15 protein-coding genes and 1 other annotated feature are annotated in these 18,964 nt (G+C 45.4%); of the genes, 12 read left to right on the top strand and 3 right to left on the bottom strand.

Annotated elements, in window-relative coordinates:
- Positions 1–2: 2 nt before the first annotated feature.
- The gene (locus tag OZ401_RS12340; protein ID WP_341468545.1) at positions 3–1,625 is read left to right on the top strand and encodes a ComEC/Rec2 family competence protein; all 1,623 of its coding nucleotides are present in this window, start codon (positions 3–5) and stop codon (positions 1,623–1,625) included.
- Here OZ401_RS12340 and OZ401_RS25900 read toward each other — a convergent pair.
- Positions 1,588–1,998 carry a response regulator gene (locus OZ401_RS25900; protein ID WP_425607602.1) on the bottom strand — a complete coding sequence of 137 codons (411 nt, stop codon included), beginning with the start codon at positions 1,996–1,998 and terminating at the stop codon, positions 1,588–1,590. The two genes, OZ401_RS12340 and OZ401_RS25900, sit on opposite strands and share 38 nt — an antisense overlap.
- A gap of 281 nt (positions 1,999–2,279) precedes the next feature.
- Here OZ401_RS25900 and phoU point away from each other — a divergent pair, with 281 nt between their 5' ends.
- From phoU to OZ401_RS12315, 5 genes are all read left to right on the top strand, one after another.
- Complete coding sequence (gene phoU / locus OZ401_RS12335) at positions 2,280–2,984, top strand: phosphate signaling complex protein PhoU (RefSeq protein WP_341468544.1); 705 nt, start codon at positions 2,280–2,282, stop codon at positions 2,982–2,984.
- Between the two features lie 17 nt (positions 2,985–3,001).
- Entirely contained in the window at positions 3,002–3,814 is an 813-nt protein-coding gene (locus tag OZ401_RS12330) for an SDR family NAD(P)-dependent oxidoreductase (protein ID WP_341468543.1), read from the top strand.
- A gap of 237 nt (positions 3,815–4,051) precedes the next feature.
- Positions 4,052–5,359 carry a glycosyltransferase gene (locus tag OZ401_RS12325; protein ID WP_341468542.1) on the top strand — a complete coding sequence of 436 codons (1,308 nt, stop codon included), beginning with the start codon at positions 4,052–4,054 and terminating at the stop codon, positions 5,357–5,359.
- A gap of 157 nt (positions 5,360–5,516) precedes the next feature.
- Positions 5,517–9,395: a magnesium chelatase subunit H gene (gene bchH / locus OZ401_RS12320; protein WP_341468541.1), complete on the top strand. Its 3,879-nt coding sequence runs from the start codon at positions 5,517–5,519 to the stop codon at positions 9,393–9,395.
- 163 nt (positions 9,396–9,558) lie between these two features.
- Entirely contained in the window at positions 9,559–11,757 is a 2,199-nt protein-coding gene (locus OZ401_RS12315; RefSeq protein ID WP_341468540.1) for a hypothetical protein, read from the top strand.
- Between the two features lies 1 nt (position 11,758).
- Here OZ401_RS12315 and OZ401_RS12310 read toward each other — a convergent pair whose 3' ends face one another.
- Complete coding sequence (locus tag OZ401_RS12310; RefSeq protein WP_341468539.1) at positions 11,759–12,706, bottom strand: alpha/beta fold hydrolase; 948 nt, start codon at positions 12,704–12,706, stop codon at positions 11,759–11,761.
- A 131-nt stretch (positions 12,707–12,837) separates the two neighbouring features.
- Positions 12,838–13,065 (top strand) — a binding site (T-box leader).
- Between the two features lie 84 nt (positions 13,066–13,149).
- Here OZ401_RS12310 and asd point away from each other — a divergent pair.
- The 6 genes from asd (at position 13,150) to OZ401_RS12280 (ending at position 17,896) form a co-directional block, all read left to right on the top strand.
- The gene (asd, locus tag OZ401_RS12305) at positions 13,150–14,229 is read left to right on the top strand and encodes an aspartate-semialdehyde dehydrogenase (protein WP_341468538.1); all 1,080 of its coding nucleotides are present in this window, start codon (positions 13,150–13,152) and stop codon (positions 14,227–14,229) included.
- Complete coding sequence (gene thrC / locus OZ401_RS12300) at positions 14,216–15,490, top strand: threonine synthase (protein ID WP_341468537.1); 1,275 nt, start codon at positions 14,216–14,218, stop codon at positions 15,488–15,490. The genes asd and thrC overlap by 14 nt, the downstream gene beginning before the upstream one ends.
- 336 nt (positions 15,491–15,826) lie before the next feature.
- Complete coding sequence (locus OZ401_RS12295; RefSeq protein ID WP_341468536.1) at positions 15,827–16,423, top strand: hypothetical protein; 597 nt, start codon at positions 15,827–15,829, stop codon at positions 16,421–16,423.
- A gap of 143 nt (positions 16,424–16,566) precedes the next feature.
- A complete protein-coding gene (locus tag OZ401_RS12290) occupies positions 16,567–17,073 on the top strand; it encodes a hypothetical protein (protein ID WP_341468535.1) in 507 nt (168 codons plus the stop codon).
- Positions 17,067–17,276: a hypothetical protein gene (locus tag OZ401_RS12285; protein ID WP_341468534.1), complete on the top strand. Its 210-nt coding sequence runs from the start codon at positions 17,067–17,069 to the stop codon at positions 17,274–17,276. Before OZ401_RS12290 ends, OZ401_RS12285 begins: the two co-directional genes overlap by 7 nt.
- A gap of 104 nt (positions 17,277–17,380) precedes the next feature.
- Positions 17,381–17,896 carry a hypothetical protein gene (locus tag OZ401_RS12280; RefSeq protein WP_341468533.1) on the top strand — a complete coding sequence of 172 codons (516 nt, stop codon included), beginning with the start codon at positions 17,381–17,383 and terminating at the stop codon, positions 17,894–17,896.
- A 346-nt stretch (positions 17,897–18,242) separates the two neighbouring features.
- Here the strand turns inward: OZ401_RS12280 and OZ401_RS12275 are convergent, their stop codons facing one another.
- Positions 18,243–18,863, bottom strand: a complete 621-nt coding sequence (locus OZ401_RS12275; RefSeq protein WP_341468532.1) for a Uma2 family endonuclease — start codon at positions 18,861–18,863, stop codon at positions 18,243–18,245.
- Between the last annotated feature and the right edge of the window lie 101 nt (positions 18,864–18,964).

Genomic DNA, 18,964 nt, shown 5'->3' with positions numbered 1-18,964 from the left:
ATATGTGGGCGCCTCTACTGATACTCACTCCGCTGTGGCTGGCTGGCATTTTCCTGCAAGGCTGGTTGGTATTTGAAACGCGGTGGTTGTGGGTAGGGGTAGGGGCTTCCATTTTGATTGCGCTTTTCTACTGGCTGGTTAACCGTAGTTCTGAATCGCTAAAACGCTTGCCCATAATGCTACCGCTTTGCCTGCTTTTTGTCTGTGCCGGAGCTTTGCGCTACCAAATGTCGCTATTACCGGAAGGGTCGGAGAGTATTACCTACTGGGCAGGCGATAAAGACGGTGTGCCGGAGTTGCGGGTGATTGGCTTGATAGCCAACGACCCGATTTATAGCGAAAAAGGCGGCAGCTTTCGCCTGAATACCACTCAACTATTCCCCCCCGGTGGCAGAAGCTTTGGTTCGGTAGCGGGCGATATTTTTGTTACCTTTGAGGAAGGCGTTATTGTTCAGCCGGGTGATCAGGTAGAGCTTTCCGGTCAATTGCGTCTTCCTGTCGAATTTACCGAAGACCAATTTCCATACCGCGATTATCTCAAGCGGCAGGGAATTTATGCCGTAATGTACAAGCCGTCAGTGGAAGTGGTAGCGACCGGGCAAAATTTCTTTCTGTTTCGCTGGCTTAACACTCTCCGAAATAACTCGCTTGAAATTATCCGTAACTTTATGCCTGCCCGCGAAGCCGGGCTGTTGGGTGGTATTCTGCTTGGTGAACAGCGCACGCTTGACCCACAGCTCAAGCAAAATTTTCAAATTACCGGCAGTTCTCACATAATAGCTATTTCAGGGGCGAACATTACTATCGCGGTAGGGGCAATGATGTTATTGTTCCAACGCTTGTTCCGCAAGCGTACTGCCCTCATTCTCTCACTCGCGGGTGTGTCGGGTTATGTACTGTTGGTGGGCGCGTCACCGGGTGTAGTGCGGGCGGGAGTGATGGGCGGTTTTGCTATAGTGGGTTTATTGTTAGGGCGTGAGTATCTTTCATTATTGGGGCTGGCGGGCACAGTATTTTTGATGACTCTAGCCTCTCCACAAGTGTTTTATGATATTGGTTTTCAGCTATCTTGCCTTGCTACGCTTGGTTTGATTCTGATTGCTGCCCCTTTACAAAAATATCGCTGGGTGCAAAATTTACCTCCTCTCTATCGTGAAGGGGTAGTTATGGGGGTTGCCGCCGAGCTTATGACGCTACCATTGGTGATTTTTTATTTCAAGCAACTTGCTTTATTCTCATTGCCGGTCGGGGTAGTAGGCTTACCAGCCTTGCCTATGATAATGGCAAGTGGCGCACTGTTGGTAATAGGCGGTTGGTTATTTGCCGCATGGCTTCCGCTATTAGTAAATATACTAGGCTGGCTTTCATGGTCTTTTGTCGTATATCTAGCGGAGGTGGTAAATTTCTTTGCGGCTATCCCATTCGCGGCTATCTCTGTACCGCAATTGCATCCGGTTTGGCTGGTAATATATTATGGTCTGCTGGCTTTTGGCATAAGCTATTGGCGAGCTATGCCCGATAGCCCATATCGGGTAAACCTCAATCGGCTTATTCGTTCGCCAGCAGTTTTACCACTTCTTTTGGGTATTACTGGGCTGGTGTGGCTTGCGATATTTTTTGGTTAATTTTGGGAAAATAGTTTCGCAACTCAGGGAGAAGGTTAGGCTTTTTAATTACACCCTTTAGTCTTATCCCGTATGTATCCTTTGATTCCCCATCATAATCGTTTAGGAGTAAGAATTCTGTAGCTTCTAAACCTTCCGTCCTCTGGATTTCCTGACATAAAAGGATACCCGGTTTTGAGCTTAATATGTTATCGGCTATAACAATTTGAGGTTTGTACTCAATTGCTTTAGAGTAGCCTTCATTAAATGATCGTGCATGAATTACTTCATATCCGGCGGGTTCAAGTATTCGTTGAATGAAAGAACGGAGCGATGGTTCTTCATGGATAAACAAGATTTTCAAATGTTTGCCTACTCTAAGACTAAAAATCACCCTAAAAGCTGTTTAGAGTATATCAAAGAATTTGTAAAAAGTATAGGTAATATTTATACATCGTTAAGATTATTTTATTATTTTTAGAGATTTTACCTTGAATATAAAAATCTTGTTAAGGTTTTGTTAAGGTTATTACTTCCAATAAAAGTTCCAAATAAAGTAAAAACCAAGCCTTGTCACTTAAACGCATTTTTTTAAACTTATATCTATCTTTTAGCCGGATATTACCTTATAATAGCTTGGCTTATTAGGAACGCAACTGGAAGGAGAACGGTTGGATGCTGCAACCCTCAGATCACAAGCTGCCTGAGAACAGGGCGCGTTTTCGCAAAAGCCTGTCTGATTTGCAGGACAGCTTAATAGATATGGCAAGCATGGTCGATAAGGCGATGCATCTTTCGCTTTATATTATGAAGACTCGCGACCACCGTCAGGCTGAATCCCTTATCCGTGCCGACTCCGATATCAATACCAAACGTTATGAGTTGGAAGAAGAAGCAATGCGCTTGCTGGCTACCCAACAGCCTGTTTTGTCTAGGGATTTGCGCCTAGTAGCAGCCGTTATGCATATTGCCGGTGAGTTGGAACGCATGGGCGATTATGCTAAAGGCTTGGCACGTATCAGCGAGAAAATGGAAGGACCTTCCCCAACCAGTGCTATTGTATTTATGGATAAGATGATGCAAATCTCGCGCGAGATGTTAAACCATTCGATTGACGCTTTTATTAAAGGCGATGTGGAATTGGCACGCGAGGTTATAAGGCGAGATGATGAGATTGACGCGCTTTACAACGAAGCCTATCACGATTTGCTGAAACGTATGATGGAAGATAACAAGATAGTGGATCTTGCGACTTATATGCTTTGGGCAGTACACAATGTTGAGCGTTTGGGCGATCGGATTACCAACATTTGTGAAAGAATCATCTTTGTAGAAACCGGTCAAACCCTATCTTATCACCCTCATATGCACGTTGACTAGAAGAGAATATAAGTAAAATGAATCTTGGAATTGCAGGTAGAGTAGCAATAATTTCTGGGGGCAGCAAGGGTATTGGACGCTGCACCGGGCTGACGTTGGCTGAAGAAGGTTGTTATATCGCTTTTTCAGGGCGAAGTCTTGAATCTCTGGAGAAAACTCGGCGTGAGTTTGAAGCAGCTTTTGGTAGAGAAGTCCCTGCCTTTAAGCCTCAACCCGATTTACCCTTAGCTTTTCCCTTTCAGGGCGATATGAATAATCCCGTAGATGTCACCCGTTTTGTGGAGCAAGTGCATGCTACCTATGGGCGTATTGATATTGCCGTAAATAATGTAGGCGGTTCTTTTGGCGGTGGCGGCTTTGCGCAATCCAGCGAAGACCAATGGCGCAAGGTTTTTGAAATTAATCTTTTCGCTTCCTATAATCTCAGCAAAGCGGTTGTACCCTATATGCAAGCCCATAACTGGGGGCGTATTATCAATGTTGGTAGCGTATGGGGACGCGAGGGTGGCGGCGGTTCTGCTTATAATGCCGCTAAGGCTGCCGAAATAAGCCTTGCCAAATCAATGGCAACCGACCTTGCCCGTTATGGTATTCTGGTGAACAGCGTTGCACCCGGTTCAACTATCTTTCCCGGCGGAAGTTGGGCACGTAAGGTAGAGAGTGACCCAGAAGGAATGGCAGAGTTCGTAAAGCAAGAAATGCCGCTTGGTCGCTTTGGTACTCCCGAAGAAGTGGCGAATGTAATCGCCTTTCTCGCCAGCGAACGTGCCAGCCTTGTTACCGGAGCATGTTGGTCGGTAGATGGAAGCCAAGGCAGGAGCAACATTTAACAATTCCTATCTTAATGTTAATATCTGCAAACCTTCGCTGCCTTTGAAAGATCGCTTACCCGGTTCGCCGAAAGTATAATCTGCGCTTTTGGTTTCTATCATACATGTTATAATTTCTCCCTCAGCTTATATTGAAACCCTCTGCTGATTCCAAACAACTGGAAGGGTTTTTAAGTATACTAAGAGCACAGATTAAGTTATACATCGTAATTAGTGCCAGTATAAACCTGAGGGAAAATGCATATACTTTTTACTAATAACACGCTAGATTCATTTGCGGGTTCTGAGCTTTATATATACGATCTTGCCAGAGAACTAAAAGCACGTAATCACCAGATTACCTGTTTTACCCTTAATGCAGGAAAGGTTGCGGATAAGCTCAAGGAATTCGGGATTGAAACCACTAATGATTTGAGTACCGTTAAAGATATTGATGTTATTCACGCACACCATCGTCACGAATTTAAGATAGCGGCTGCTTACTTTCCCTTTACTCCGCTGGTTTATGTCAGCCATGGTCCACTCCATCCTCAGGAACGCCCTACCGGCGGTAAAAACCTCATTACTCGCTATGTGGCTGTAAGTGAAGCTGTGGGCAAGTTGCTAATAGAGACTGAGGGCATATCACCAGACCTAATAGATATTGTTCCAAATTTTGCAGATATTCCCCGTTTTACCGCAAAAAACCGTATTGCCGAAAAGCCCCAACGTGTATTGATAAACTCCAGTTATTACGAGATAAATGACATTATTCGTGAAGCCTGCACCCTTGCCGGTATTCAGGAAATTGAGAAAATTGGCGCACCTTCCAAATTAGTATGGGACGTTGAAAATTATATTGAGCGCGCCGATTTGGTAATAACTGTTGGCAAAGGGGCGATTGAGGCTATGGCAATGGGTCGTGCTGTGATTGTTTACAGACCGGTAGGCGCGGATGGCATGGTTACTACCGAAAACTTTGAAAAACTATGTGCCAATAATTTCAGTAGTCTAGCTTTTTCTTTTCACTATGATGCTGCTCAACTGGCGGCTGAAATTAATAAATATAACCGCGAAGACGCTGAAGCGGTTATGTATCGGGTGCGCCAGGAAATGGATGTCAGTTGCGCTGCGGATAAATTGCTAAATGTTTACAAGCGTGCCATTGCTGATTTTCAGTCCCGCTGGACTGCTGCTGCTTATCTAGAAAAAACTCAAGCCATGTTGAAGGACTTGGGAGATTATTTAATCTTTCTCAAGGATCAGGATACTAATAGCGCCGGGTTACTGGTAAAAAAGAACAGGCTTTTTGAGAAAGTGCTTGATGCTCCTAACTTGAGCAAGGAATTGCAGAGCTACATTGAAACCATTTTTTATGAGTTTACGACTCTAGAAACCACCTACAACCATGCTGCGCAAGACTTTAAAACCCTTGAAGCCCATAATCGCGAATTGAAAGCTTTGCTTGACAAAATTTCTGCGGGGCGCGTTATGCGTCTAATGGGGTTTGTTTCAAATGCTCGGAAGAAATTCAAACTCTTATTTATAAAAAAAGCTAGTTTCTAGACTCTAACTTAGATTAGATTTTGTTTCCCTAATACCGATCTCACTTGGTAGTCTGTACTACAGTAACGCAAGCCTGAATCGGTTAATTCTTATGATAGAACATTTTATAGGCAAGGAAGATCCCTTTTTATGAAAATCGAAAATCTGGAGGTAGTTAATGGCCACGCAGACTCGGCAAGCGCCGCGTAACGCTACGGAAACACCCAAGTCGCGTATAACAACACGCATGGTAATGGTTCTGGGTATGGAGCCTTACAATATGGCTCATCTAACCGATTTAGGCAAACGTGCTGCGGTGGATATGCCCGGTTTCGACTTTAAAGTTTTCCCCGATACTGCCGTTGAAAAAAATAATCCTGAAGCGCTCGCCGCTATCAAAGAATGCGATTGCTTTTTTGGCGCACTTATTCAGGGTGGTGAGTTGTCCGAGAAGTTGGTAGGTTTACTGGCAGAAGCCCAACCTAAAGTGACGCTCGTCTTTGAAAGTACCCCTGAAGCGATGGAGCTAAACCGGGTCGGGTCTTACTCTACCAAAAAAGCGGATGGTAGCAAAGGGGAAATGCCTAAACCGGTAAAAGCGCTTGCCAATCTGTTAGTAAAAGGGCGCGAGGAAGACGCTTATTATAGCTATATCAAACTCCAGAAATTTACTAACCGCTTGATGAAGTTTATGCCTAACAGCGGTAAGATGGCAGACCTAAAGCACTGGATGACCATCAGCACCTATTGGACTAACAATTGCGACCAAAACGTAATCAATATGTTCCGTTTCATCGGTCGCGAACTATTTGGTTATAAAATTGCCAAAATAGAAGAGCCACTAGAATTGCCGGCTATCAGTTTCTGGCATCCTGACCTAGATAAATTTGTTGCCAAAAGTAAGGATTATCTTGATTGGGAAAAGAAGACCGGGCGTTGGGATGGCAAAAAAGGCAGTAAAGCCACCGTTGGGGTTCTGTTTTTCCGACTCCATCTGCTGAACGGGCATAAATATATTGCCGATATAATCCGCGCCTTGGAAAAAGAGGGTTTGCGGGTTCTTCCGCTGTCGGTGACAGGGGTCGAAGGTCACGTGGCGGTACGCGATTATTTGACTGAACTTGGGGTGGATTACCTGATTAGCACACTTGGCTTTGGTCTGGTTGGCGGGCCTGCCGGAAGCACCAAGCCCGGCTTGGCAGCACAAGCCAGTAACGATATTCTCAGCAAACTAGATGTAGCCTACACCGTAAGTCAACCGCTATTAGTACAGGATATCAAGAGTTGGAAGGAACAGGGCGTTAACCCAGTATCGCAAATATTCTTCTATTCTCTACCCGAAGTAGATGGCGCGATTGCCCCAGTGGTGCTTGGTGGGGTGAACGGTCAGGCGATTGATCTTTTGCCCGATCGTGTAGATCGCATGGTAAAGCTGGCGCGCAAGTGGACTACCCTGAAGCGAAAAGCCAACCGCGAAAAGAAAATTGCGATTCTGGTTTACGATTATCCCACCGGGCAGGGTAACCTTGCCACCGCTGCTTTGCTGGATGTTCCATCTTCTACTCTTAAGCTATTGCATCGGCTTAAGGCAGATGGCTACACGGTTGGCGATATTCCCGAAACCAAAGAAAAATTGATTGAGCTTTTGCAAGCATCACTGAATCAGGATGACCCAAGCGTATCCAAAATTACTTCGGCGGTAGAGGATTTCTACAAGCAAAATACTCCATATCAGCAACAGCGCATCGAAAATCGTTGGGGCGCCCCTCCGGGAGAAATTGCGCCTGCCGGACGCGACAAGATTCTGCTGGGTGGACTTAATTTCGGCAACGTTTATGTAGGGGTGCAACCGCGCCTGGGTATTTCAGGCGACCCGATGCGCCTGTTATTCGATAAGGAAAACGCGCCTCACCACCAGTACATCATGTTCTATCGCTGGCTGCAAAACACTTTCAAAGCCGATGCGGTGGTACACATGGGTATGCACGGTACGGCAGAATGGTTGCCCGGTCAGCAACTTGGTCTGACCGAGACATGCTGGCCCGATACCGTGTTGGGCGAAATCCCCAGTCTGTATGTGTACCCACTCAACAACCCTAGCGAGGCGAATATTGCCAAGCGGCGCGGTTATTCTGTAATCGTCAGCCATGCAATTCCGCCCTACAGTCGCGCCGGGTTATACAAAGAGTTTCTGGCTCTCAAAGACCTGCTGAATGACTGGCGTGATGGTCAGCATAATGTTGAATTGTCCGATGCGATTCTTCTGAAACTCGACCTGACCCACCTCTCCGATGATATTGTCAAGCTTGACGGTGAGAGCTTTGCGGATTATGCCAGCCGCGTTTGGGTTTATCTGGGACAAATGGAACAAACCCTGATTACAGGCGATTTGCATGTGCTGGGTGATGCCCCTTCTGCTACTGAACAGGTCGCGCTGATTGCTGAAGCCCTCAAACTAGAGCGCAACGGTCATTCGCTGGCTCAACTAGCGCTGAGTCTCTTCAAAACCGACGTTGCTGCGGCTGCGGCTGACAGCGGTAGCGTCGGCTTTACCCATAACTACGAAAGCCTTTGCGGGCGGGCGCGTCGGGGGGATAGTGTAGCGATGGAATTGAAAGAGAAAGTGGATAACTGGTGTGAGCAATTTGTAACTGCTGCTATAGTTCAGAACGGACGTGTCCCTAACGCCGATAAATTTACTTCTGACGAGAAGCAAGCTGCTCAAGAACTTATGGCTTATGGGCGGCAAATGCTGGTTGGTTTGATCAATAATGATCGCGAACTCGATTACCTGTTAAAAGGCTTGAGCGGTGGGTTTATTTCCCCCGGTATCGGCGGCGACTTGATTCGGGATGGTGTGGCGGTTTTGCCCACCGGACGCAACCTTCACAGCCTCGATCCATGGCGCATTCCTAGTGATGCCGCTTGGTTGCGCGGTCACAAAATTGCCGATTCCTTGATAGAAACACACCGCTCCGAGAACAACGGTAGCTATCCTGAAACCATTGCACAGATTTTGTGGGGTTTGGATACCATCAAAACCAAAGGCGAAGCTATCGCCACTATTATTGCCTTGATGGGAGCGCGTCCGATCAAAGACGGGCAGGGTAAGGTTAGCTCTTACCAGTTAGTTCCATTGTCTGAACTTGGTCGTCCGCGTATTGACGTGTTGATGAATACCAGCGGTATCTTCCGCGATACCTTCCAGATGAATATCGATTTACTCGACAAGTTGGTACGCACCGCTGCTAGCGCCGATGAGCCTGAAAACATGAACTTTATTCGCAAACATGTGAATGAGTCTATGGCAAAAGACGGCGTTACCTTCGATCAGGCTACTGCACGTATTTTCAGTCAGGCTTCCGGCACTTATGGCACTTACGTGGACGATATGGTTACGGATAGTAGCTGGGAATCTCAGGATGATTTGGAAGGAGTGTACCTGCGCCGTAACGCTTATGCTTACGGCGGCGACCGCGCCGGGCAGGATTATAGCGCAACTATGCAAAGGCTTCTAGGTACAGTTGAACGTGTAGCTCAAGAAATTGATAGCGTAGAGTACGGTATCAGTGACATCCAGCACTACTACAGCGCCAGCGGTACTATCAAGATGATGGCGGAGAAACGCAGCGGCAAAGAGGTAAAGCTCAACTACATCGAGAGTTTTACCAGCGAAACCAAGATTAACGATGTCGGTACGCTGTTGCGAATGGAGTACCGTACCAAACTGCTTAATCCCAAGTGGTACGAGAGCATGCTCAAATACGACCATAGCGGTGTTCATGAAATCTCCACTCGTTTTAATCATATGCTAGGCTGGGATGCTACCACTGGCGCAGTGGATAACTGGGTGTATGACGAAGCCGGGCAAACTTTCGTACTGGACGAGGCGATGCGTAAACGCCTTGAACAGGCTAACCCGCAAGCCGTTCACAATATGACCAAACGTTTGCTGGAAGCACACGGGCGCGGTTTGTGGCAGGCTGATGAAGATGTAATCAACCAACTGCGTGATATTTACGAAGACCTCGAAGATAGATTAGAGGGCTTGGTATAGCGGCTGAGAATAATTTGTGAAAAGGGGACGCTTTAAAATGCGTCCCTTTTTTATGTTAGCCGGGTTATAATGTTTAGCGGGTAAAATCAATTATCCGCTATTAACTTATCAGGTATAGGTTTTAGATTAAATGAGAGCCTACTCACAAAAAAATCTCACAGCAATGGTTCGTGTTCGAGCGCAAACCGCTAAACTGGCTACTTGGGCAGCACGCTATCATTGGGTGGTGGCGTTGCTGGCTTATACACTGCTTAGCATAATTATTACATTTCCCTTTGTGTTTCATCTCAATGATTCCAAGCTTGGTCCTACTTTTGAAGGTGATATGCTCTTTAGTAGTTGGCAACTCTGGTGGTTTCAACATGCTCTTTCCACAGGTCAGGACCCAAATTACACCAATTATCTTTTTGCTTTGCTACCACAGGTTGCTGTCCTAATACAACATCAAGCAAATATGGTATTAGGGCTATTTTTCATGTATTTTATGAGTCCCTTTGGGGCAATTAATCTGACTATTTTAGTGGGTTTCGTTTTTAGCGGTTTTACTATGTACCTTCTAGCAGCAGAATTTGTATCCAATAAACTGGCATGCTTTGTTGCTGGCTTCCTTTTCGATTTTTGCACGTATCATTTTTATAGAGCCGAATATCATTTAGGCTTGGCTACACTTTATGCGCTTCCTTTTATGGTATGGCGTATATTTATCTTTTATAAAAAACCTACTATTGCTAACGCTTTATTAGCTAGCTTAGGCTTGTCATTATTAATCCTAACTGACCAATATTTAATGGCATATTTTCTATTGCCTTTTGCCATTCTTTTCTTGTTAGGTAAGTTACTAAGCGATTTCAAATGGTTCAAAATAAAAAATAATCTTTTATTGGGCGGATTAATTCTGATTGTTACATGCGTACTATGTTTCCTACCTTTATCGGTTTATCTCAAGATTGATCCAGATGTGCAAGCAGCCTTCAAAAACGCTTCGCAAGGGACTACTTATTCTCTTTCGGCTGATTTATTGAGCTTTTTTGTACCTGATCAAACCAATTTTCTTTTTGGTAATAACTCCTCAATTATTTATCATAACTTTACTAGCGAGGAAATAAGCTCTTACTTGGGTTTTGTAGCTATCATTTTAGGAATCGGCGCATTTTTACCACGTTCAAATCGCCATAAAAATAGTCTTTTCTGGCTGATATTTGGCTTTAGCGGTTTGCTATTATCCTTAGGACCTGCCATACAGATAGGTGGTGTATCTTATAGAGAATTGCCATTTTATAATTGGATTTATGGTTGGTCTGCTCTTTCTTTTTTCCGCGCTCCCGACCGTATGGCAATTGTGCCAATGTTTGCATTGGCATTACTTTCCGCCTACTCATCAAACTCTTTATTTTTATGGCTGGCAAAAAAAAGAGCGCCACTTTATTTTGCTCCACTGCTGGCGGCGCTGGTGATGAGCTTATCTCTGGTTGAGCATTTGCCCTATTCATTTCCTTATCCCATTGTAAAAATACCCAACTCACCTTTATATCAGATAATGGCTCAGGACAAAGAACCGGGCAAAGTGCTTGATTTGCCGGTATTTCCCTATGCTAATTACCAATATTATCAAACCTTGCACCAACGCCCGATTGTGACTGGCTATTTATCTCGTACTACTACCCAAGCATGGGACTCCGTTGAAACTCTGCCTAATCTTCCTCAGCTTTATTCCGACAAGTGGTATAGCTTTCTTGACTTGACTCAACGCGAGATTTATCCGGTGGAAGAAGGCTTTAAGGCTGGCTTACAACAAAATAACATTCGCTATGTGGTATTACATCGAAATAGCGGTGAAGCAATCTATCCTAAACTGTATCAATTTTTACTGGAAAAGTTGGGTGCGCCCTTCTACGATAACAATCAGGAGGGTTTTGCTGCATGGAAAATCGAGTCTGGACAGCCTTTAGAATCTGAGAAGTTTCGCTTTCGTCTGGTTTCTGGTTGGGCTTTTGGTGAAATGACTCTACTAAAAGATGGGGTAGTAGAACGACCGGTATTGCAATCAGGGGTACTTTCACTTTACTCACCACGTGAGGTTTCACGCTCACTTAGTGTTGAAATAAGACCTTTTGATGAACCCAAAACTATACAGGTTCGCTTGAATGGTGCGGTGGTTGCTACTGTAAAGGCAGAACAGCCTTCACAGATATACACCATTGACCTGAAGAATTTAGCCCTGCAAAAAGGCGATAATTCACTGGAAATTGTCAGTTTAGAAGCCTGCCATATCTACCACAACGGGGTGTGCCGTAGCTTTGGTGTTCGCAACGTTCAGTTTACCGACTCTTTGGCTTTAACCCCATTGTCACACAAAGGGTAGCTTAATTCCTCGTAAAGAAAAATTGGCTAAAAAGCTTTACCAGTTCAACAGGACGTTGCAATGGGATATCGTGAATGGTTTCGCTCATTATTATAAACTCTACTTTGGGTGAACTGACTAACGCCGCTTTTAGTTGCTCTGCCCCCTCTCGCTTCATCTTGATAAAACCTGCCTGTTGCTCATCTTCTGGTAACATATCGGGCGTAGTGGTTGGTTCGGCGCTTATCATTAACACCGGGCTGTGAATATTAGCGGCGTGGGCAAGGTTATCGGATTCCCACATCGAGCGCAGAATTTGCATGTGGTTCTGGCGGCTCAAACGGGGCGCAACCGTATCATCCTCCCGCAGTTCCACAATGTTCAGCACCATCTCTTCAAGCTGTGCATCCCAGACTGGCGCAATGAACCGCGCTTGTCCTCCCTTGCGAAAATAATCTAGAAAGGTCTGACGGGGTGTTCCGGCAAATTCCGGTGGGGCAAGGCGTTTTGCCACTTCCTCCCAGTTATCCATGCCGGGGCGGCTACGCATGTTGCCCATTCCACCGTCCACCAACGCCACACCAGATACATAGTCAGGGTAGGTTGCTGCATACGCCAACGCTATAGTTGCGCCCCACGAATGCCCCACGATAACCGGACGCTCAGAAATCAGGTTTTGAGACTCGGCAAAGGAGTGTACGTCTTCCACGATTTGCGCGGTGGTATAACCGCTATCGGGTTTGTCACTTAGCCCATGTCCGCGCTGGTCTAGCGCATAAACCGGGGCGGATGTAATTTTCAGAAGCTCAGTCGCCACCTTGTCCCAAATGCGTGAACCGGAAGCCAACCCGTGTAATAATAAAAACGGCGTATTTATCTTTGCATTATTATCGAGCGCACTCCATTTGCGATAGTTAAGCTTCACTCCGTCTCGTAATACTACGGTACTCTGTATGTTATTTTCTGCCAATTATTTCACCTTTAGATTTATAAAAAGCGGTTAGCTCTACCTCATTTTCAGTTTTGACTCTAAGATTATACAGCTTTTTGGCGGCTTGACTCCTGACCCTCTGAAAGCTATACTTACGCTGAATTGAATATTTTAACATGTTGACTGGGAAAAGTAACCCGGCACAAAGGTCTCAGAGAAAAGAGGTCATCGGCTGAAAGCCTCTTTACTGCAAGCCCGGCGAATACCACCCACGAATCGCTCTGTTAAGCGCTAAAGCCCAAAGAGTGCGGGAAAAGCCCGTTATAGCTGCCAATGAGAGCTTGCATTTTGCAGGTTGAAGTAGGGTGGAACCACGGAAGAAACCTTTCGTCCCTATTTAATAAATAGGTCGGGGCGAGGGGATTTTTATTTTATAAACTCAGATGCCCCGGTAGAAAGACACTATTCTGGAGGAAAAGAATATGTTTAAACCGGCGAGACCGATTAAAGTAGGCGTGCTGGGTGCAACCGGTGCGGTTGGGCAGCGTTTTTTGCAATGCTTAGATGGACACCCTTGGTTTGAGGTAACGGCGTTAGGCGCAAGCGGGCGCAACGTGGGCAAGAAATATGGCGCTGTTCCCGGTTGGCGGTTATCGTCTGATGTACCTAAGTACGTGCGCGATATTGAACTGGTAGAAGGCGAACCCGGCAAAGACTGGGACTGCGAGATAATTTTCAGTTCGTTGCCTAGCGATATTGCAGGCGAAACCGAAGAAAGATTCGCCGCCGCAGGTTACAAAGTCTTCTCCAACGCTCGCAATCATCGCACCGACCCTGATGTTCCATTGATGATTCCTGAAGTAAACCCCGATCATTCTTCGATTTTACGTTACCAACAGCAGCAGCGCGGTTGGGACAAAGGTTTTATTATTACCAACCCCAATTGTACTACCATTCACCTTGTACTGGCGCTCAAGCCTTTGCAGGACGCTTTTGGATTGAAGAAGGTGCTTGTAACCAGTATGCAATCCCTCAGTGGCGCAGGCTATCCGGGCGTTTCCGCGTTGGACATCGTGGATAACGTTATCCCTTTCATTGACGGTGAGGAAAGCAAAGTCGAAAGCGAACCGCTTAAGTTGTTAGGGCAACTGGTGGAGAGCAATACCCGCTTTGTAGATGCAGAAATTGCCATCAGCGCTACTTGTACTCGCGTGGCAGTGCGGGAAGCTCATACCGAGACTGTTTCGGTGGAGTTAGGTCGTAAAACCACCCTACATGAAGTAGCCGAAGTGTTGCAGAATTTCCAAAGTGAACCGCAGCGTTTGCAATTGCCCAATGCGCCTATCAATCCGGTACTGTTGCGCCATGAGCATAATCGTCCGCAGCCTTTCTTAGACCGCGAAGGCGCAGGCGCGATGGCAACTACTGTTGGGCGTTTGCGTCACTGCTCCATCCTTGATTATAAATTCGTACTGGTCGGTCACAACACTATTCGTGGTGCGGCTGCTGCCAGCATTCTCAATGCAGAACTTCTAACGGTGCAAGGCTATGTTGGAAACTAAAGTGGTTTGTATCCAGTGCGGGCGCGAATATGCACTTAGCGCTGCAATATCGGGTTGTGAAACTTGTGACGGTTTGCTAGAGGTAAAACACGACCTCGAAGCTTTGAAAGGGGTTATCACCCGCGAGTGGGCTGAGAAGCGGCGAGTTGAGCGCGGATTTCCCAACGGTAGCGGCGTATGGCGTTGGCGCGAATTGGTTGCGCCTTTTCCCAACGAAGCGATTGTGTCCCGCAACGAGGGGAACACAAATCTTTATGAGGATGCGCGCCTGGCAAAGTGGGCAGGGTTGGAAAACCTGTGGCTCAAACACGAAGGCGAAAACCCTACCGGTTCTTTCAAAGATCGCGGCATGACGGTGGGTATCAGCCACGCCAACTGGATCGGGGCAAAATATGTGGCTTGTGCCAGTAGCGGCAATACTTCCGCTTCACTGGCGGGCTATGCCGCACGTGCCGGACTAAAAGCCCTTACCTTCATTCCTTCCGGCAAGGTCGCGCTAGGCAAATTGAGCCAGACTATGGCATACGGGGCTAAAACCGTACAGGTCGAGGGTAGCTTCGATGATGCGCTGGAATTGGTAAGGCGCGTGAGCAAGGAAAAGGGCGTGTATCTAGTAAACTCGCTCAATCCTTTCCGGTTGGAAGGGCAGAAAACTATCATTTTCGAGGCGCTACAGCAATTGGATTGGCAAGCGCCGGATTGGATTGTGGTGTCGGGTGGAAACCTCGGCAATACCTCCGCTTTTGGCAAAGCCCTTTGGGAAATGCGCGAACTCGGTTTGATTGGCGAAAAACTGCCACGTATTGCCACTATTCAAGCTGAAGGAGCAAGCCCTTTCTACCAATATTATCGCAGCGAGTTTACCCGCTTCAAGGCACAAAAACCTGAAACGGTGGCAACCGCTATCCGCATCGGCAATCCGGTGAACCTTGCCAAAGCCCGCCGCGCCATTGAGTGGACGGACGGCGTGGTTGATATGGTAACCGACACCGAGATAATGGAGGCGAAGGCGGTACTTGATCGCAGCGGTATCGGTGGCGAACCGGCGGCAGGCGCAACTCTGGCAGGTGTCCGCAAACTGCGCGAGAAGGAAATTATCGGGAAGGGCGACCGGGTAGTGGCAATCATGACCGGGCATATCCTGAAAGATGCCGATAGTATTGTGAACTACCACAGCAATCCGGCGAATCCCGGTGCAAATCCTTTGGTGCAAATGGCAGGTACGCTGGACGATTTGATGAAGTTGCTGGAAGAGAATTAATGCTGGCGGTTTAGCCGATGGAGGCAAAACACTATAAATTTTCATTAGGGTAGTGACAACTTTGAGTTCCCTCAATTTTTAGCACATGAAATTGGGCTTATTGTTGATTAGTATTTAAAAGGTGCTTAAGCGAGAGGTCAGCATTATAGCCCAAATCGAGTAGAAAAGATGCTTTTATAGAGGCATTTGGAATGATTTAAATTGTAAGGGATAGGACTAGATCGGACACAAGAGATAAAAGGAACTTAACCAAGTTCAGAGTGATTGTCCGCTACCAGACGAACGCCTATCAATTTGTGTTGTTTATGTTTTCAGTAGAAGATACCGTAAAATTGTATGATGAATGAACTAGCTTTTTTTCATCCCGAACACATTAAGTACTTGTTAAAACCCCCTTTTGTTAAGCTCTCTATGTTTTTTGAGATACTTGATGAAATAGACCCTAAAAAGCGTGATGCTATTTTCCCACAAACTTATTTTTCCATTTTAGAACCTAAAGTTTTTTTCGATCCAGGCGACACTGAGCTATTTATGCCCTTGAAAGTACCAAATTATAGCTACAAAAGATTCAAGAAATTATGTGTTAAACTTACAAAAACCTTATCGGAAGATTTTGTACTCTACTCCATTATAACTTTTACCCTTAAGATTTTACAATTACCGATAAAATTTAGTAATTTGCATGAAATTAGAAATTCTAAAATAGTTCAGTTACAGCAATTTTTGCATTTGAAGATCTCAGATTCTCAGGGAATCTCACTTGATGAAGAAACATTGAGATTTTTTATGGGATTTGATGAAACAACCCTTGAAAATATGTTAAATGGTTTGCGAGAAGACGCAAAAAGGGATTTTGTAAAAGACGAAGAACGTAAAGTTTTATACAATTACTTTTGTGAAAATATCATTGCTCCACTGATTAAGGCAGAATAATTTATCGTGGTACTTAAAAATGGGAATAGGAATTGAAGTTGCTAGTATTATAGACAGACCCCTTTTCACTTATAAAAAGAGTAGGTGGTCCACCTGCACGGGTTATTTACCAGAGGAAAAGGGTAGAGCAGATTCGTGAATATATGGGTTGGGAAAAGATACCCTGGGAAGAGCCTTCAGAAATTACTGGGTCTATAGAAACTTCAGCCATGGCAAGCAGATTTTATGCTCTCAAGAGAGTTAGCTTGGCCATTATAAGAGGCGAAAAATTCCCATTGAATTACCCAGAATTTGACTCCTTTCTTGCTACCGAGGAAGAATATAATTTGTTCCCCCAGTATTATGGTTGCTATACAGGTACAGTCTTTTTTATTCCGGCTTCTTTTGATAAACCATTTTATCTTAAAGATGAAAGCTACGGTACTTATTCGGTAGGTTCGTCTTATGTATTCCAACAAGAGATAGGTAGAGTAACAAGGAAGGTGGAAGAGCAGACTAAAATATACGGCTTGAAGAGTTTATTAGCCTTAAATTTTCCTACTAATAATCCAGAATATACTTGGGATGATATCTTAGATTTGGCCACTACGCTGAAAATAGGATCAGAGGAGTCAATTAAGCTTAATTTGCCTTTGAAATTATTGTGGTAGTTAAACTTCTTAAATTCTCCAGTTCGGCGGTAAGTAATAGCGGTCAAGCAACTGGATACAGGCGGGACTGTGGTCTGCACGGAGACCAGCTTGGCAGTGTGAGCCTTGCTACTGATAGCAGTGGAACAGTTGCCAGCCAGCAGGAGTGGAGTATAACGCTTGGGGCAAGGTGTGGCTGGGAGGCATCAGCCAGACCAGTATGAACTACACAGGGCAGAGGCTAGACGGGACAGGGCTACTCTTCTACATATGACCCGCAAGTTGGAAAGTTCGTCTCCAGCGATACGATAGATTATAAAGGTAACAAATGGAAGTATATCAATTATTACCAAAAGTGGGTATAGGCCCAGTTAAATTCGATATGACTAGAGCTGAAGTATATGCTGCAATGCCTGTTGCACCATCATCAGTACTTCCAGAAGGTGTACCACCGGGTGAAGAGAACCAGACCTTTTATTACCACAATTCTTATGTAGTTGCTTACTCAGCCAGTGATGGTAAGGTTATACAGATTGGAGTGGATGTAAATAAGGAAATTAGTGTACATTATCGAAACATTGATATATTCAATATTAGAGTTGAAGAATTAATTGAGATATTAGGTAAAGAAACGCCATATGACAAGGACGATTTCGAGTTAGGTTATTCTTATCTGTTCCCAGAATACGCTTTAGCCTTATATCGCCCTTCCCTTCCCGAAGATTTCAAGGATCTTCTAGGTGGGGACGATTTTAAGTATTATGAGGAAGATTATAGAAGATCTCACTATTTCAAATCTTTACAGTTAGTTGCTAACAGCGATATTTTTTACTCTACGATTTAGATGAAATAGTATTAGTGTAGACTGGTTATAACCAAGATAATTGATAAAATTGATCTGATTAGTTTGATCGCAAAGCTGTTTAATATCCTCAAAATCTATCAGTTTTCGGGCCGGCGGGGTACGACGAGAGCTACCAGTACGACACCATCGGGAACATCACCTCAAAGGCTGGAGTGACGGAAGCATATCCGGTGGGCGGGCAGCCGCGACCGCATACTCCATCAAGCGTGGGGGGACAGAACTACGGCTACGATGCCAACGGCATATTCCACTTTGCGTTCGAAACCTATCGGCATTTCGCCGAGTTCAAACTCTAGGAGGCAAGTGCCGCGATTGAACTCACGGGTTATTCCTCAAATTCTACGCGCTCATATAGCTGACTTAGGGGTATTTCCAGTCCTAAAGCTTCCAACCGTAGCACATCTTCTAAATCTTCCAAAGGCTCTTCCAGAATCCAGCGGTTTTCATCCCCGATCCGCTGGCAACTCTGCACCCAAATCCTCTCAGAATCAAGCATGATATAGGCTTTTAGGCTGGTAATTCGCTGGTAATGCTCTAATTTGAAGCTGGTATCATAGTTGCGAGTTGAAGGGCTTAGCACCTCAAACAGAATAAGTGGGTTGGCAACCGTGAAACGATCCCCACGATAAAATTGCAGTTGACCACAAATCACACTGGCATCCGGGTAGGTGATAAAATCCCTGCTTTTTTTTCGCCCACTTCGCGCTTTTAGCTCAGCCTTATCTTCCACCCCAATTTTAAGGTCGCTGGTTAATACCCGGCAATCTTTACCTCGTAAAAGTGTACCCAGTTCTAGAATGATATTAGCCTGAATCTGACTATGCTCCGGGCTACCACCAGCCATCGAATAAATCTGCCCATCGAAATATTCGTTTTTAATATTGGCTCGTTGCTCTTTCCAGAGATATTCTTCTACTGGGTAGAAAGGTTTGTTGGGCTGAAACATGCTCCCGCCTCCAATGTTCACTAGCCTACGACCTGAGAAAACTTCGCTTTCTTTATTGTAGCATGTGAAACTAGCGCATATGATGCTATGTTGTGAGCTAA

It is taken from the genome of Candidatus Chlorohelix allophototropha, from assembly GCF_030389965.1.
Taxonomy (GTDB): domain Bacteria; phylum Chloroflexota; class Chloroflexia; order Chloroheliales; family Chloroheliaceae; genus Chlorohelix; species Chlorohelix allophototropha.
The sequence above is the reverse complement of the archived record's forward strand: the minus strand, read 5'-3'. Positions and strand labels throughout refer to the sequence as shown.

What these genes read in the sequence shown, in the direction of transcription:
- OZ401_RS12340 (WP_341468545.1), top strand. Translation starts at nt 3, where the DNA reads ATGTGGGCGCCTCTACTGATACTCACTCCGCTGTGGCTGGCTGGCATT.
- phoU (WP_341468544.1), top strand. Translation starts at nt 2,280, where the DNA reads ATGCTGCAACCCTCAGATCACAAGCTGCCTGAGAACAGGGCGCGTTTT.
- OZ401_RS12330 (WP_341468543.1), top strand. Translation starts at nt 3,002, where the DNA reads ATGAATCTTGGAATTGCAGGTAGAGTAGCAATAATTTCTGGGGGCAGC.
- OZ401_RS12325 (WP_341468542.1), top strand. Translation starts at nt 4,052, where the DNA reads ATGCATATACTTTTTACTAATAACACGCTAGATTCATTTGCGGGTTCT.
- bchH (WP_341468541.1), top strand. Translation starts at nt 5,517, where the DNA reads ATGGCCACGCAGACTCGGCAAGCGCCGCGTAACGCTACGGAAACACCC.
- OZ401_RS12315 (WP_341468540.1), top strand. Translation starts at nt 9,559, where the DNA reads ATGGTTCGTGTTCGAGCGCAAACCGCTAAACTGGCTACTTGGGCAGCA.
- asd (WP_341468538.1), top strand. Translation starts at nt 13,150, where the DNA reads ATGTTTAAACCGGCGAGACCGATTAAAGTAGGCGTGCTGGGTGCAACC.
- thrC (WP_341468537.1), top strand. Translation starts at nt 14,216, where the DNA reads ATGTTGGAAACTAAAGTGGTTTGTATCCAGTGCGGGCGCGAATATGCA.
- OZ401_RS12295 (WP_341468536.1), top strand. Translation starts at nt 15,827, where the DNA reads ATGATGAATGAACTAGCTTTTTTTCATCCCGAACACATTAAGTACTTG.
- OZ401_RS12290 (WP_341468535.1), top strand. Translation starts at nt 16,567, where the DNA reads ATGGGTTGGGAAAAGATACCCTGGGAAGAGCCTTCAGAAATTACTGGG.
- OZ401_RS12280 (WP_341468533.1), top strand. Translation starts at nt 17,381, where the DNA reads ATGGAAGTATATCAATTATTACCAAAAGTGGGTATAGGCCCAGTTAAA.
- OZ401_RS12275 (WP_341468532.1), bottom strand. Translation starts at nt 18,863, where the DNA reads ATGTTTCAGCCCAACAAACCTTTCTACCCAGTAGAAGAATATCTCTGG.